The organism is Vallitalea okinawensis, assembly GCF_002964605.1.
Lineage (GTDB): Bacteria > Bacillota > Clostridia > Lachnospirales > PQDH01 > Vallitalea_A > Vallitalea_A okinawensis.
Genome location: NZ_PQDH01000010.1, coordinates 20351 through 35452, shown reverse-complemented (window position 1 = coordinate 35452; position 15102 = coordinate 20351). Strand labels below are relative to the sequence as shown.

The window sequence follows — 15102 nt, the reverse complement described above, 5'->3', positions numbered from 1 at the left end:
TTTAGAATCCTCTTATTTTCCAACTAAGGTTAATAGGAGGATTCTTTTATAACTTTTCTAGTCGAACATAAATATTTGAAAGTGAGGATTTTACTATGACTACAAATAAAGCCAAACATGTATCACCAATTATGATTCAAAGAAGACTTTCCAATGCCATTTTGCGAGAAAAGAAGCTTCTAGAGCAGGAAGGTTTTGATGTCCCTAGTTTTTCTGTCTCAGTCAAAGATAACTATAATAAAATAGATTGGAAACCGTATAAATACTATAATAAATCATACGGTGATTATCTTAATGAAATAAGAGACACCTATGGATTATCCATGACAGAAGTAGGTATTATATACACCCTGTCCTTTTATATTGGGTATGAGAATAACCTTCTTACCAAAGCTAGTGGTGACCCTATCCTTAAAAAAGATTTAATTGAGATACTAGAACTTGATAAGACTACTATTGATAAATATATGAATAATTTAGTTGCAAAAGGCGTCTTTGCTAAGATCAAGGTAAGAAGGAGTGTCAATTACTATCTTGATCCCCGTATTTCTTATCAAGGGAATAGAATTGATAAAACATTACTCAGTATGTTCCATATCAGCTGCTAATCTCGATATACCTAAAATTTTTAGGTATATCTCAAGGGGATATGCCTAAATTTTTTAGGTATATCTCTTTCTTGATTTACTATGTCCCCCAAGGATTTATCATCATTTTCATCTAATTTACCTATTAATAATTTAACATAGAGAAAGGAGTATTTACATGGGTATCCCAAAAGTTAGAGTAAGTAATGAAAATAAAATTAAAATATACAGACACGATCTTAGAACCTGTAAGAGACAGACAAAAGTTTTACAAGAACAATTACAACAAGATCTCTCCACAATTGATCATCTCAAAATAGATAGAGAATTAAAAACTGTCCTCTATCAAGTTGAGGTTCTTCAGAGAAAACTAAGTGAGTTAGGTTTTAAGGATAATAGAGGTCGACCAAAAAAAATGCCTGAAGATAAGTATGCAGCTAATCGTACTAAATTCACTGCTATGCTTAATACAGATAATCTTGACTACATAAAGCAACTTAAATCTGATGGTCAAATCAATAATATTTCTGCCTTTTTAGATGAATTAATACTTAAGCACAGAGTGCAAAGCCTTCAAAAAAATCACCTATTAGGTGATTTAACATGATTGCACTTCTTCAATTATTATACCAAGTGCATAAATGATTATCTTAATAATAGGTATAAAATATGCTATCAATGGATTACCCCCTTCTTACCACTCTTCAGCTAACATCATAGTTTTATAGTCACTCCCATCCTCATCAGTAGATGTTATTACAAATATCTTCTCATTAACTGGTTGATCAACCTTAACTATTATGATACTTTCATATGCTGGCACCTCTTGGGTATGCTTAACCTGCTGAAGCACCAGCTGACTGTCATTTATGCTTCTAGTTGTTAATTTAAAGACTTGTAAATAATCTATCTCTGATTCATCATGTGTTAATTCCTCTATCAACTGCCACATAAGCAGCTGTAAGTCTAGACTTATTCTTGATTGGACTCCCTTAGTAATATACTTTTTGCCCTCCCCAAGCATATTACAATACCCCAATTTCTCTTAAGCTTGTGTAAGAGTTACTATTTGATTCTATGATGATATGATCTAGAAGTGGTATACCTATGATCTCTCCTACTTCTTTTATTCTATTCATGACTTCTTTATCTTCTAATGATGGCATAGTACAATTGGTTGGATGGTAATGCCCTATGATGATTGATACGGCATTTGATAAAATTGCTGCTTTAAATACTTCCCTTGGGTGAATAATACTTGAATTGATACTTCCTATGCTGCAAATGTTTATTGTAATGGGTTGATTCTTGGTATCTAAGGATACTACTAATACTGCTTCCCTATATAAGTCGGTTAGAAACTCACCAATTAATTTTAATCCGTCTTGAGGTGACGAAATCTTTCGAGGTTCATACAAAAAGCTACTTTCTCTAACTAATTTAACGACTTCTACTCTTTTCCTCGGTTCTTTACTCATGACTATCTCTCCTCTCTTCTAACTTAAAAAGAAGAGAAACCTTCATTAGGCTTCTCTCCACTTCTAACTTCTTAATCTTGTATTTTATAGTCTCTATTCATCTTTTCTTCAACCTGGTCGAGTAGTTTTTGTGTCTCATCTGATATCTTACCGTCTCCTTCTTGCTCTGTAAATAATTCCTCTAAATAATTTCTATTATAAAAATCACCTGCAATTACAACATATATTGGTTGGGTTTCATAACCTACTTCAACAGTAGTCACACCTATTGGTACTCCTGTGAAAGCCACTTCACTTCCCTGTACAACATCATTTTGTCCAACAAAGAATATCATGTAATTGAATCGATCAACATAAACAGTTTCTTCAAGTACATAGCTTGTTAATTCATCAATGTAATCACCATAATGAACTATGGCAACTGTCACAATTACTCCGTCTTCTAATACTATTTCTGTAATATCATCCGTGGTTACTCGATGCTTTTCATTAATAATAGTTCCAGTATAATTAGTAATATTTTTAGCCAGCTGTCCCTGTGGAGCATCTATAGCTATTGCCTCCAGCTCCTTACGATTACTGCCGAAAAATCCTTCAGCATACTCCTTCATTACGACTTCACTCTCTTGGGGTATGGTGATACCATAATTGGTCATATGCTCTACTAATGGTTTTAACATATCAATGTATGTTTCTGCTAGTTGGTAATTCGATAGATCAGTGGTATCTGTAATCTCATTAGTATAATCATCAAAACTGCTATAATCATAATTAACTGTTGTACCATCAGCATTTGTCATTACCCCAACGAGGAAATCACCATCTTTCCATGTTCCTATGTAATAGGAGCCATCACTCCAAGTATAAGTTCCTTCACCATTCATGGTATCATTCTTCCAATAACCTTCATACATACTACCACTACTATAGTACAACACCCCGTAACCATCTAATGCACCATCAACTACATCCCCTTCATAATAGCTACCATCTGTATAATCAATTCTCTCATACTCTCTTTGAATATCATAATTGATAACAACTGTATTACTTTTGCCATCCCAACTTACATCCGCTCCCAATGCTTCACCTACAAATCTAACAGGTACATAGGTACTAGAATTAACAAGTTGAGCTGGTACATCCAACTCAATCTCTTTTTGACTATTCTCATCTTGAATAGTAGCCATCTTTGAATCAATGGGTATGGTAATGACTTTATTCTCTTTATATGCAAATACTGTTTTTGTAGCTTCATCCCATCTTACAGTTGCTCCAAGCTCTTCAAAGATTGCTCGTACTGGCGCTAATGTTCTGCCATCAATGGTTACTGGTGGTGTATCATAGTTTTGAGTAACACCATTAATCATCACATTTATTTTTTGAGCCTTAACCGCTACTGTCATCATCAGCAATGCTACCATTGTAACCGTTAGTAATCTAGTTAGCTTTTTCATAAGTATCCCTCCAATTAAGATTATCTTAATCATTGATTACATTATTGATCTCTTGTAACCACTTCTTTCTACCTGCCACTGTAAACTTCAGTTTTTTCCCTCCATCAGTTACTACCTTAATAGCATTTGGTACTGGTATAGGAAAGAATATTGTTAATGTAGGTGCTTTACCGTATGTAAGGATATCTGATAAATTGATCGCTATTGTTCCTTCTCCAATGTTCTTGCCATGACCTACAAAGACTATTCTCTTATTCGTTAAATATAACTTACCGCCTTGTGCATTAACTAAGCTACATCTATTCGCTTTTCCTTCTGTAATCACTTTTTCGCCATCTAGTAACTTAAAATTCATTATTTTATCCTCCCTGTTTTTCAGCAATAATTTTTCTAATCCAGCGCTCACTGTATTCGTATTTTCTTGCTAACTCCTTTGTATTTCTTCCATCAAACTCTTGTCTTATTAGTTCCTTTACATAGTCTTTTGATAATAGTCTTGTAGGGAACGTCACTTGCAATCCCTTATAATGTTTGTATATTAATAGAGTAACTTCTACACCGAGTATTTCTGCCATATCCTTGTATATTGAATTAAGGTGCTTACTCCTAAGTTCTGTTCCCTCCACCCACTTCACCTCCTTGCATTTTAATATAGATACTTTTTAGTGAAGTATCTTGTGCATTCTTCCTTGTGAAATTCCATATTTTTAATTTAATAAAATAAAAGAAAATTTAATTTATTTTAATTTTATTTATTAAAAGAACCTAAGAAAGTGTATGTATTACTCTCTTAGGTTCTAGGTCATCATATCTATGAAATTCTGTGGTGTTATACTCAATGGCATGATTAAAGAAATAGAAAAATCACTGTTAGCCAATATCAATGAGTTAGTCCAATCTCCCATTTTTTCATTGTCTGCCGTAACAGTAATCCTATCAACAAATTCAGGACAAATCGTCCAAACATCAATATTATTATTCTTAAGCTCATATAATTCCTCCTCTTTCGTAATGATTAATACAAAGCCCCCTAAATCAATGTCTACTTGCCTATTAAATCCATAACACTGATCAAGAGTGATAGTAGCCTCCCTTACTTCTTCTACTACCTCCTGCGGTAGCTGCAGCAGCTGGCTGACTTCTCTCACATGTCCAATTTTAATCATTATAATCCACTCCTCAAACTTATAGCTTTACCTTTGGAACTTCAAACTTTTCTAACTTCCATTCATGACGTACTTGTGGTGCTAATGGATGAAAACCTGTTCTACCAATTGAATCTGATATTACAAATACTTTTTCCTTATGTTGCCCTAGCATCTTATAAATTTGCTTCTGTCGATCTTTTATCTTCTTGCTATTTTCTCCTACACTCCCCCATGCAATGATTATGGCATCTGATCTAGCAAATGACTTCTCAATGTGGATGTCGTTATCTTTATGTACTAGGTCTTCTATCTTTAGCTTCATACTCAATTTACTACCAACTTTTGAAAATAGGTTTACAATATCTACAGAACCATAATCTAATTTCACTAAGTTATTAATGGTGAACATAGTCGTATGATCGATTTGTAAATTATCTGCTGTACTTGGATTAATCATTACTATTGTTGCTTTAGGCTTGTTTTTGTTCCATTCTTTACGTAAAAGAAACCGATGACTCTTGTCATCGGTAAAGTAAGCTTCTGTCTTTAAGGTTGATTTATCAACTAATGGCATTCACGCTCTCCTTTCAATAAATATAATCAAGGATATAATATATATTCTAATATTTTTTTAATTCAGATAAATACAACAATTATCAGCTCAGGTTATTTGTTGATACTAAAAACTCCCTTATAATCCAACAATACTATGGACTATAAGGGAGTTAAATACTTATGACGTCTTTATTGATAACTACTTTAACTTAATATAACTTTATATATTTAAGCATTCTTTTAGATTTTTCAATATATCATCAAATTTGTAATCAAATATGATATCTACCTTATTCTTAGAGCCTATAATTCTTTCATAAATTGGGTTTCCAAATATAACTGAAGCATTAATATCTTTGTGGTTTGATAGATTACTAATTATTATATTCTTAATATTATATAATACTTTTATCTGCATCTCATCAAAATTAAACGATTCCATAAATACATCAAATGCACTATCAATTCTTTCTTTTCGTGTTGGTAATCTCTTAATACCCCAAACATCTAAAAGAAACTCCCAAATAGTCCCCTGTGGATAATCATATATTTTTTGTAATTGCCCCTCATCTAAATATATATCAGGTTTATTTATCCACTCTTCAAGTATTTCAATCTCATCGTGGGATGGACAATAGTCCTTGTTTGTAATTACTTTTTGTTTTATGGACATAACATCACTATCTTTAGGATTAGATGCCTTCTCTTCAAAAATAATTTTAGCTTTCTCAACTGGTATATTATCAATTACTTCATAGCTATCACCCAAAATTAAAACCCGCTGTATCATTTCTGTTGGATCAATATTATCAATTAAAAAGTACTCACCTTTTGGTGGTCTTTGTCCACCTCCTGATACTCCATTAGACTTAGGTTTAACCTTGTTTTCTTTTTTCGTTCCATATCCATTATCTTCCATTCTTTTGCATAGACCAACAAAATCTAATACTCTAAAACTAAATTTTCCACTTTGTTCAGGATCAAGTCTAGTTCCTCTACCTATCATTTGTATATATTTTCCAACTGATTTTGTAAGTGCAGCAAAGGAGATATATCTAGTACATGGAATATCTACTCCAGTACTCATTATATCTACCGATACGGCTATATAAGGTTTTTGATATGGCTTTTTAAACTTATTTTTTATAAACTCATTCATCGAATAATTATCAGAGATAACAGCTTCTGCATATCTTAGATCGTCTGAATAATCTTCTGAAAATACTTCATTGATACATTTAGTCAATACATTACAATGTGCTTGGCTAACCCCAAACAATATAACTTTCTCACCATATTGAGTATTTTTTCTAATCTCCTCAGCAATTCTTTTGCATCTCTCTTCAGAAATAATTTTTTTCTCCAATTGCTCTAACTTAATTTTCATTTCAGACGATAATTCAATTTTTTTTCTTGTTTCTGGATCTAAAAGATATTCTACAGGAATTCCCTCTTCTTCAGCTTCTTTTGTAAGATGAGTTTTTATTTCTAATACATCATAAGGTGCTAAAAACCCTTCTTTAATACCTCTTTCCAAATCAAATTTATAGTCTGCTTCGCTCTTTTCACAACCAAATAATTTATATGTATTGATTATCTCGTTATCTGTCTCACTCAGTTCTGTTCCTTTTTTCTTAAAAGGTATTTTGGGCGTAGCTGTCAAACCTAAAATGGGACACACAAAATGATTAAATATAAGCTTCCTATTAATAGAAATTGATCTATGACATTCATCTACAAAAATGAAATCATAAAAGTTACTCGGAATTTCTTTAAATATAGCTTCTAATGTATCAATTACTACTACGTGAATTGATGCATGCTTATTTTGTCTAAAATTTGATGTTGTTATCCTAGTTGCAGAATAGTCTCTACTAATTAAACTAAAACCATCGTCTAAGCTTTGTTTTGCTAACATCCTTCTATCTACAATAAATAAGATTTTTTTTGCGAGCCCATTTTCTAGCATAACCTTAGTTAGTGCTACTGACATCCGTGTTTTTCCTAGTCCAGTTGCCATATGCACAAGCATTCTTTGTTTACCTTCTTTTACTTTTTCAATAATAGTATTGATACACTCTATCTGATAATAACGTTCTTTACCAACAGTAGGATCATAACCACCTGCAATTGATTTATCAATAATAATTTCTCTATCCATATTGATATTTTTTTGTTGTTGTATTTTTTCTTTCATAGTTTCGTATGACATAAAATTATCAACAACTTTGTACTCACCCGCTTCTAATCCTCTCCATGTATTGTCATAGTAGAGTATTCTACTTTCTGAGCAAGCATATAAGAATCTTGGTTTAAGAACAAAGGTATCAATTCTCAATTGAGCAAAGGCTTTTTTTTCAGCTTTATATTTATTTTCAATAACTGCAAGAATTTCTTTAGAAATTGGATCTTGTAGAACAATGTCAGGTTCAATGTATTTTTTTTGATATTCTTTCTCTTGTTCTTCTGACAATTTATATCTAGGACGGTATAACAATGTATCTCCTGGTACCCATCCTAGAAGCTCTAATTGCTTAATAACTTTTAAATCTACAGATGTAGCTTCATTACCATAAATATTTGACACCTAAACACCTCCATTAACTTAAAATAAAAACCATTTATATATATCACTATATAAATGGTAAATTATTTTAATTGTATAACATTGTTACTCTAAATGTCAATATATTCAACAATTATACAACTAACAAAGATTCCCATTTTTTTAAAAATTTTAACTCTTTAATTTTTCTCATCTTGCCAAATAAAGTTAATTAATTCTTTGATATTTTGCTCAGAAATTGATTTTAATTTGTATAACTCATTTATTGTAGACTTTTCTTGCTTATATCTATTAACAATCTTTCTTTGTTCATTAATTGATGGCAATGGTATATTTAATGACTTAATATCATCATTATTAATGCTTGGATAAGATGCCTTTTCCATTACTTTAACTATTTGCTTCATTATATAATCTGAGTACATAAAACATAAGTAGAGGTACATAGGATCAAGTATATCTTCATCTATTACTTCTAGTATCGCATAACCTGTAGAAAAAACTGTTTTTGGAGGTACCTGTTCTAAAAATGCAAATCCTCTTAAGTTTGGTCTAACAGAAGATATAATTACATTTCCAGGTATAGCCTGCCTTCTTGCCCTAGATGGAGCTTTATTTCCAATCACTTTATTACCATAATCAATGATTCCTGTACCATTTTTTACTGATTTTATTTCTACATAATTAATTTCATCTTCACCAAATACTTTTTTAGGGTTGATAGAATGTAAGTTTATTTTTATCAACTTACCTAGTGTCTCTTTACTATGTTTTAAATCAATATTATCAAATATCAACCCCCAATTGTCCAAAACAAGGTCTATACCTTTAATTACACTAACATTTTTATTTATTTTATTTGTAATATCACTCTGCACCTCAATTGGAGGTAAAGGAAAAGAAACTTTTACAGCATCTTCAATCTTCATGCTTACATTAGCTGTTCCTTTCATTAATGGTACAAATAACTTATCTAATTTATATCTAAGGATGTGATATACATAATTCATGTTCAGTGTATTCGAATTTTTGGCATATATTGCAAAAAGTATATTTGCTAAAGAAAACTTACCCTTTTGATAATGAATTCGTTTCATACTTGCATGTCCATGACCAGTTGAAGATATTAGTGGAATACATACTGCTTCAGTATCAAATTGATATTTACTATTAGATTTTCTAGATTCAGCAGTTACTACTAATGGATATGGTCCATCATTAGCGCCTTCTGCTTTTGCCTCCCCTTTCGCATAATCGCAAACATCTTCTATTGATACTAAAGGGTAACGTGCTCCCATTTTAAATATATTATCTATTTGCTTAATCTTTTCATATATATTACTATTTACATCTGTATACTTACTAACATACTCTCTTACAATATCTGATTCTAATGAATTCTTTAAATCAAATTTTGCAAGCGTCGGAATAATTTCCTCCTCTTTTGCTGAACTTAAAATTTTATATTTTTCATTTACTTTTATATTTAGATTTTCATTATTCAAATAATCCCTTGCAATTAGTCTCCATTTTGATATCTGTTTATTAGTTACATCACTTATATATGTTGATATATTAAATGAATATATATATGCCTTATCAATTCTATTTGCAATTTCATTTTGACACTTGCTATCCCAAGCAATTTTAAACTGCTTTAGCTCTTCTTTATATGATATTATGTCTATTTTATTCTCACTTAATTTTTTATCTAAACCTCCTAACAACTTTTCTTGTTGAATCTCATATTTAATTTTATATGACTCCATTGTATCTTTACGAATGGTTTCTTTAATACGTGGATCTAGTGTCTTAATTTGCTCTACTGGCACTACATAAGAATTTTTACTGTTTTTCGGGAACATTCCCTTTTTTATATATTTGTGAAACAACTCTAAAGCTTCAACTAATTGACAACCTTCAATTGGTGTACGATTCGTTCCTTTGGTATAGCCATCATTATCAACCTGATAATACCAAATATTTTTTGTTGGTCTACCCTTTTCAAACACAATTATAGATGTCTTTGGACCTTGTCCGTTTTTACTAACAAATACTCCTTGTGGTAAACTAATAATCGCTTTAATATCTGCATGCTCAATTAGCATTTTTCTTAGTTCCTTTGCACTACTATTCTCCCAGGTTAAAAACCCTTCAGATACTATAACTGCACATCTACCGCCTACTTTTAAAGAATCTAACATTAATTTCACAAAAAGTATTGTTGTTTCACTCTCAGTACTAAATTCTTTCCATACATTTGGGTACGACTCTTGGTCTCTTTCTGCACCAAAAGGCGGATTTGCCAAGATCACTGATTTAGAATTCTGAAAGCTATAATTAAACATGGCTAATGCATCACCTTGTACAATATTATTTGGATTTAATCCTCGTATGTAAAAATTTACTGCTGCCATTTTTCTTATCATACCTAAATACTCAATTCCCAAAACACCAGAACGATAAAACTGAGTGCTTTCATCAAAAGATGGCATGTCTAAGGTACTAGATTTAAAGTAATTCTTGAACCAGTTCTTTAATTCTGGATGAGCTTTAATACCAGGCCATGAATCTTCTAAAGTTATCCTCTCCATTACGTATTCAAAACTATCAAATAGAAATCCACCTGTCCCACAAGCAGGATCTAATATTGTGTCCTTTATAGTTGGTTCTATTAATCCAACCATAAATTGTCTTATATGATCTGGGGTTCTATATAATCCAATATCTTTTGTTCCTCCTTGTTCTGATAATGCCGATTCTATTGCATCACCTAATAAATCTGTATTCAGCAACCTTGCTTCATCAATATCTGAAACTGCTGAAATTACTTCCTCCAAATTACCACTTTGAACATTATTTGTGAAATTGGAATTCTTAAACACTTCTTGAATTAAAACTAACTGATCTTGCAATTTTATACTTAAATTTGTCTTTAGAACTTTTCTTGCTTCATTCAAAATATTCCCATAAAAAGGGAAGAAGTTTACGTTAAGCTCGTGAGTTATTTTTCTACTATCAATTGTTTTTAAATAGTAAAATAGTTTTGTCTCATTCTCACCAACAAATAGTTTTCTTATCTCCTTAAATTCTGGATCTATCTTTAATTTAGTTTCAAATATTCTCAGCAATAATAATTCAATTATATACTCCACTCTTTGCACTGGAGTTCCTGCCGGTCTTAGCTTATTATGTAATTTCTTTAAAATATTATTTGTCTTTTTATCTGCGTAATGTACTGTTGATCGTCCCATATTACGTCTCCTTTTAAATATAATTAATCTCACTATTTCACAATACCCTGAACAAGTATAATATCATATCACAATACCCTTATCAATATCAAATTTATATTTCACTTATTTATAGAAAAAACTTTTGATACAGTTCACCGTACTATATACAACAGAGGTTTTATACTTGAAATCTGCTCTCAACTATTTTCTCTAAAGACTTTAATGTATCAAATGCCATATCCTTACTAAATTCTATCCCATCTTCATATACACGCTTAGGGTGTACTGCATTTCTCCTTTTCCTTATAATGTGAGCTAAGTTAACGATCTCTTTTTTAACTGTAGTATTTCTTAATTCTTCTATAATCCTATATAGCTTTATTTCACTATCTTTCTTCTCAATATATTTGTCATGTTTTTCAGTGTCTGATATCCAGTCGATTAGAATTCCTTCTAAAACAGAACCACACATGATTATCGATGACTTAAAAGCTCCTACATTTATACATTTTGCTATCTCAACTAAATCACTCTCTATAATTTTCTTTAACTTTTTATATCTAGTATTCATTATACTTGTTAATAAATTAGCCATTATTTCCGTCTGAATTGGGGTATCCATTATCCATTTACGATTTATCACTTGGTTATACTCTGATATTTTAAAGTATTCATGATTAGACGTTAATTGAAATTCCTTTTCTGAAATTTCTAGAACTCTTTTCTTTGGTTTAATTATTGGCAGATTAAGAACATCTGACTTTTTAATGTAATTAATGATGCTTCCCAATGTCATACTTGAAAAATAATTTTGAGCTATTTTTTTTGTTAAATAATTATATAAATAATATATACTAAATTCTGTATTACTCTTTAATCTAATTATTACAGAATTAGCAGTAGGTGCAATATCGCTATAATCCTCTTCAAATAGATAAGCTCTGTACTTTCCATGAGTTGATAGAATTATATCCTCTTTCATTAACCTTGTTTCTATACTATTTATAGTGGGTAATTCTTCATATTTTAGTGGATATTCAAAATCTTTTACAAGTAGTTGTCTAGATCGGTCACATTTTTGTTTTCTTCTAGGGGTTATTACATCTGCTATATCTTTTAATAATACTATTTCCTCTTGGTCTAACTTTCTTCTATTTTCTCTGTACTCTGGTAAGTAATAATCTAAATATAGTTTGTCCTTTTGTATATCCTCATTCTTCTCATAAAATATAATTAATCTATCACTAAGTTCAATATTACTATTATTCGAAAATTGCTCCACTTGCGACAAATGCTCTTTATACCAATTACTAAATTTAGAAATATCTAAAATCCCTCTATCCTTGATGTTATCTCTATAATTAGTAACTAATTGCTTCTTATTACTTAATTTAAGAAACCTAACTTCTTTATTTTTTTCTTTACTAAAATGAAACAAAGAAAACTGTATTCCTGTATTAGGAGAATACAGCTTATCCAGATCATATATCCCAGTCAAATAGTATTTACTAAACAACTTATCTTTTAACAATTTAATACTGATTGCACTAGATAAAAAGAAATTATTAGGAACTATAAAATGTATCTGATTATCATTACTTTCTATTTTCTTTGATATATATTCAATTTGATCTATATCATTTTTCACATTACGGATTGGTACTTTACTTCTTTCTTCTACAATTTTAAAAATATTAATAGAAACCCCCCCTTTAATAGTTCTTTTAATCAATTAAATTGATGCTTATTTACCTTCTAGTCTCATCTTACATCTTTATGTCTATTGCAATTGTTCTTAAACTTTTAAATATCTGCAGTGTTATCTATGTATAGTTAAATATTTTTAAACCATTGTCCATCTACATGAACCTTTTCTACCATTTCCACTTCTATCCCTAATGATAATTCTTTAAGACGCTCTGCTAAATCATTCCCATCAATTAGGTCAATTGGTGTAGCTCCATCTCTCTGCGCCTCTTTTCTAGCCTCTCTAGAAAAAGTGCCTGTTGTAATAACTAAGCCTTTATCCGCTCTTCCCATCATAGCACCTCTAAAATCTCTTATAATTGATGCACTTACTGTACCCGCATATCTCTTAGCTTGAAATGCTGTATGAAAGGATATTACTCCGCCTATTTTAAGTATTCCTTTGCCATCAATTCCTCCATCATGTGACTTTCCAGTTACAAACACATTAGTAAACCCTAACTCCCTAAGCATCCGCTGACAGAGTTTTTCAAACTGCTCTGGAGTAATAGCCTTAATGACTTCCAATACATCATTCTGCCATGTAAATTCCTCAATTTCATTATTCTCTATCACTTCACCAATACCTTCTTCGTCACTCATTGCACTATTGGTATAGTTGATTTTAACTATATTTTTTACATTGTCTTTATTCACGCTTGTTGTAGCATTACCTTTTTCAGTAATAGCCCAAACTCCTCTTTTACTATTAGTAATGTATCCTGCTTTTTTAAGATAGGTTCTAGCCCATGCACCTCTATACTCAAGTTTAGTTGTACTTCCTTTATGAATATCTTCTATCTCTTCTTCGCTAAGAGAAAGTACCTCTATTAGTTTCTCTATTATTTCATCATTAGAAGCTGAGCCTCCTAGTTCTTTTAGCGCTTTGAGCGTTGGATTCATTAAATCATCATATTTATAATCAAACATAATCTATTCCCCCTATACCTTTTTAGGCTCGTTTTCTCAAATAATATTTATCCTCTATTATAATATTAATTCACAACAAATTCCAGTTTAATTCTGTATCGCCATTTTAAAGGCATAATCAATATGACCTATGCCTGCACTTGCTTAAATAATTTATACTCATCATGTAATATCAATGATGTATCTGGAGTTCAGCGTATCGTTCTAAATATTTACTTTCTGCCGTCCAAATCTTGTCGTCATGACGACCACTACTTCGCCGTCATTACCACTAACTAACACTAATTAAAAACTCCCATACACATAACAAAAGCCCCACCCTCTCTTGTAAACCAAGAAAAAGTAGGACTTTAACAGCATGCACCAGGCGGGATTTGAACCCACGACGCACCGCTTAGGAGGCGGACGCTCTATCCCCTGAGCTACTGATGCATATGCTTTATTTTATAATGTTTTTTCCATTTCGTCAACACGAATAAATGCTACGAAAATAATAGCTTACCTTGAATCCAGCAAGTACCTAAGAAGCGCATTCCCTCCATAGGCTCACCAACCAAGTCTTCTTTATTAATGCATACTTCAAATACAATGCCTATACTGTCAATAACCATGTTATAAACGATTTCACCTGTTAAGCTATTTTCCCATTCATTGACTTTTTTAATGGTTCCAAGAACTGAATACATGGCATCTTGTGAACCAATGGGCATATAGAATCCTTCTAGTATAGAAAAAAGATCTTCTTCTTGCAGACGTTCTTCTATAATATCTTCTATTTCTTCAGCTTCTATTTCAAGTAGTTCCTGAGCTTCTTCATCGCCTTGTCGTGCTTTTTTTAAAAGCTCTCTTCGCCATTCATCTTCTTCTATCTCCATTTCAGTTTCTATTTCGTCTTTATCGACATTTAAGATAATTTTTCCATCAATGGATAGTCCCATTAATTGGGTTCCTTCAATATAGACACCTTTTTCTTCTTCCACATCTAAAAAGTCCATAACATTCTGAAGTGAAAAATCCATTTGTGTTCCTGTTTCAATATCTTCACAGTATACATGATAGAGAAAATCTTGATCTCTCTGTTCTACGTCGGCTTCAACAATATCTATTGTTTCTTCACTTAAAGCATAGGGCATAAAGAAGTTAATGACTAGTTCTTCTGTATCAGTTAAGTTTCCTCTTACAATTAATCCCATCTTATCATTATATCTTTTTTCATACTCCACCTTAATGTGTTGATCATCTTTAAAGTTTGTAATATATTTGTTTGTAGGAGAAGTTACGATCTTGCTGATAAGATTTTGTAGCTTTTCTTCATCTACGTATTCCTTTAAACCAACCGCTGATAAATATTCAATCATACTACCTCTCCTCTCCTAGTAAATGAACACCTGAATAAAAA

14 protein-coding genes and 1 tRNA gene are annotated in these 15102 nt (G+C 31.3%); 2 read left to right on the top strand and 13 right to left on the bottom strand.

All coding sequences use genetic code 11. The features are described 5' to 3' along the window. The first annotated feature begins 95 nt into the window (after nt 1-95). Entirely contained in the window at nt 96-608 is a 513-nt protein-coding gene (locus C1Y58_RS21320; protein WP_105618640.1) for a hypothetical protein, read from the top strand. Between the two features lie 157 nt (nt 609-765). Further along, nucleotides 766-1194 (top strand): hypothetical protein, encoded by a 429-nt coding sequence (locus C1Y58_RS21315; RefSeq protein ID WP_105618638.1) that lies wholly within the window; start codon nt 766-768, stop codon nt 1192-1194. Between the two features lie 87 nt (nt 1195-1281). Here the strand turns inward: C1Y58_RS21315 and C1Y58_RS21310 are convergent, their stop codons facing one another. The 13 genes from C1Y58_RS21310 to C1Y58_RS21250 form a co-directional block, all read right to left on the bottom strand. Then, nucleotides 1282-1611, bottom strand: coding sequence for a DUF960 family protein (locus C1Y58_RS21310; RefSeq protein WP_105618636.1), 330 nt, complete (start codon nt 1609-1611; stop codon nt 1282-1284). Nucleotide 1612: 1 nt separating this feature from the next. Continuing rightward, the gene (locus C1Y58_RS21305; protein WP_105618634.1) at nt 1613-2065 is read right to left on the bottom strand and encodes a JAB domain-containing protein; all 453 of its coding nucleotides are present in this window, start codon (nt 2063-2065) and stop codon (nt 1613-1615) included. A gap of 71 nt (nt 2066-2136) precedes the next feature. Beyond that, entirely contained in the window at nt 2137-3522 is a 1386-nt protein-coding gene (locus C1Y58_RS21300) for a stalk domain-containing protein (RefSeq protein WP_170311658.1), read from the bottom strand. Between the two features lie 25 nt (nt 3523-3547). Then, nucleotides 3548-3877: a GRAM domain-containing protein gene (locus C1Y58_RS21295; protein WP_105618630.1), complete on the bottom strand. Its 330-nt coding sequence runs from the start codon at nt 3875-3877 to the stop codon at nt 3548-3550. Nucleotides 3878-3881: 4 nt separating this feature from the next. Beyond that, a complete protein-coding gene (locus C1Y58_RS21290; RefSeq protein ID WP_242985451.1) occupies nt 3882-4148 on the bottom strand; it encodes a Mor transcription activator family protein in 267 nt (88 codons plus the stop codon). Between the two features lie 171 nt (nt 4149-4319). Then, nucleotides 4320-4688 (bottom strand): hypothetical protein, encoded by a 369-nt coding sequence (locus tag C1Y58_RS21285; protein ID WP_105618628.1) that lies wholly within the window; start codon nt 4686-4688, stop codon nt 4320-4322. A gap of 19 nt (nt 4689-4707) precedes the next feature. Then, the gene (locus C1Y58_RS21280) at nt 4708-5244 is read right to left on the bottom strand and encodes a DUF1643 domain-containing protein (RefSeq protein WP_105618626.1); all 537 of its coding nucleotides are present in this window, start codon (nt 5242-5244) and stop codon (nt 4708-4710) included. A gap of 201 nt (nt 5245-5445) precedes the next feature. After that, nucleotides 5446-7812, bottom strand: coding sequence for a DEAD/DEAH box helicase family protein (locus tag C1Y58_RS21275; protein ID WP_105618624.1), 2367 nt, complete (start codon nt 7810-7812; stop codon nt 5446-5448). Between the two features lie 158 nt (nt 7813-7970). Then, nucleotides 7971-11045, bottom strand: a complete 3075-nt coding sequence (locus tag C1Y58_RS21270) for an N-6 DNA methylase (protein ID WP_105618622.1) — start codon at nt 11043-11045, stop codon at nt 7971-7973. Between the two features lie 160 nt (nt 11046-11205). Next, entirely contained in the window at nt 11206-12759 is a 1554-nt protein-coding gene (locus tag C1Y58_RS21265) for a DUF4145 domain-containing protein (RefSeq protein ID WP_105618620.1), read from the bottom strand. Between the two features lie 101 nt (nt 12760-12860). Continuing rightward, entirely contained in the window at nt 12861-13703 is an 843-nt protein-coding gene (locus C1Y58_RS21260; RefSeq protein WP_105618618.1) for a restriction endonuclease, read from the bottom strand. Between the two features lie 359 nt (nt 13704-14062). Beyond that, nucleotides 14063-14135: transfer RNA gene (locus tag C1Y58_RS21255), tRNA-Arg, on the bottom strand. Nucleotides 14136-14185: 50 nt separating this feature from the next. Further along, nucleotides 14186-15061, bottom strand: a complete 876-nt coding sequence (locus C1Y58_RS21250) for a DUF3881 family protein (protein WP_105618616.1) — start codon at nt 15059-15061, stop codon at nt 14186-14188. Nucleotides 15062-15102: the final 41 nt, after the last annotated feature.

Bases quoted from the DNA above. Each gene is read 5' to 3' on its own strand.
- C1Y58_RS21300 (WP_170311658.1), bottom strand. From the start codon at position 3,522: ATGAAAAAGCTAACTAGATTACTAACGGTTACAATGGTAGCATTGCTG.
- C1Y58_RS21285 (WP_105618628.1), bottom strand. From the start codon at position 4,688: ATGATTAAAATTGGACATGTGAGAGAAGTCAGCCAGCTGCTGCAGCTA.
- C1Y58_RS21305 (WP_105618634.1), bottom strand. From the start codon at position 2,065: ATGAGTAAAGAACCGAGGAAAAGAGTAGAAGTCGTTAAATTAGTTAGA.
- C1Y58_RS21295 (WP_105618630.1), bottom strand. From the start codon at position 3,877: ATGAATTTTAAGTTACTAGATGGCGAAAAAGTGATTACAGAAGGAAAA.
- C1Y58_RS21250 (WP_105618616.1), bottom strand. From the start codon at position 15,061: ATGATTGAATATTTATCAGCGGTTGGTTTAAAGGAATACGTAGATGAA.
- C1Y58_RS21320 (WP_105618640.1), top strand. From the start codon at position 96: ATGACTACAAATAAAGCCAAACATGTATCACCAATTATGATTCAAAGA.
- C1Y58_RS21260 (WP_105618618.1), bottom strand. From the start codon at position 13,703: ATGTTTGATTATAAATATGATGATTTAATGAATCCAACGCTCAAAGCG.
- C1Y58_RS21310 (WP_105618636.1), bottom strand. From the start codon at position 1,611: ATGCTTGGGGAGGGCAAAAAGTATATTACTAAGGGAGTCCAATCAAGA.
- C1Y58_RS21280 (WP_105618626.1), bottom strand. From the start codon at position 5,244: ATGCCATTAGTTGATAAATCAACCTTAAAGACAGAAGCTTACTTTACC.
- C1Y58_RS21315 (WP_105618638.1), top strand. From the start codon at position 766: ATGGGTATCCCAAAAGTTAGAGTAAGTAATGAAAATAAAATTAAAATA.
- C1Y58_RS21270 (WP_105618622.1), bottom strand. From the start codon at position 11,045: ATGGGACGATCAACAGTACATTACGCAGATAAAAAGACAAATAATATT.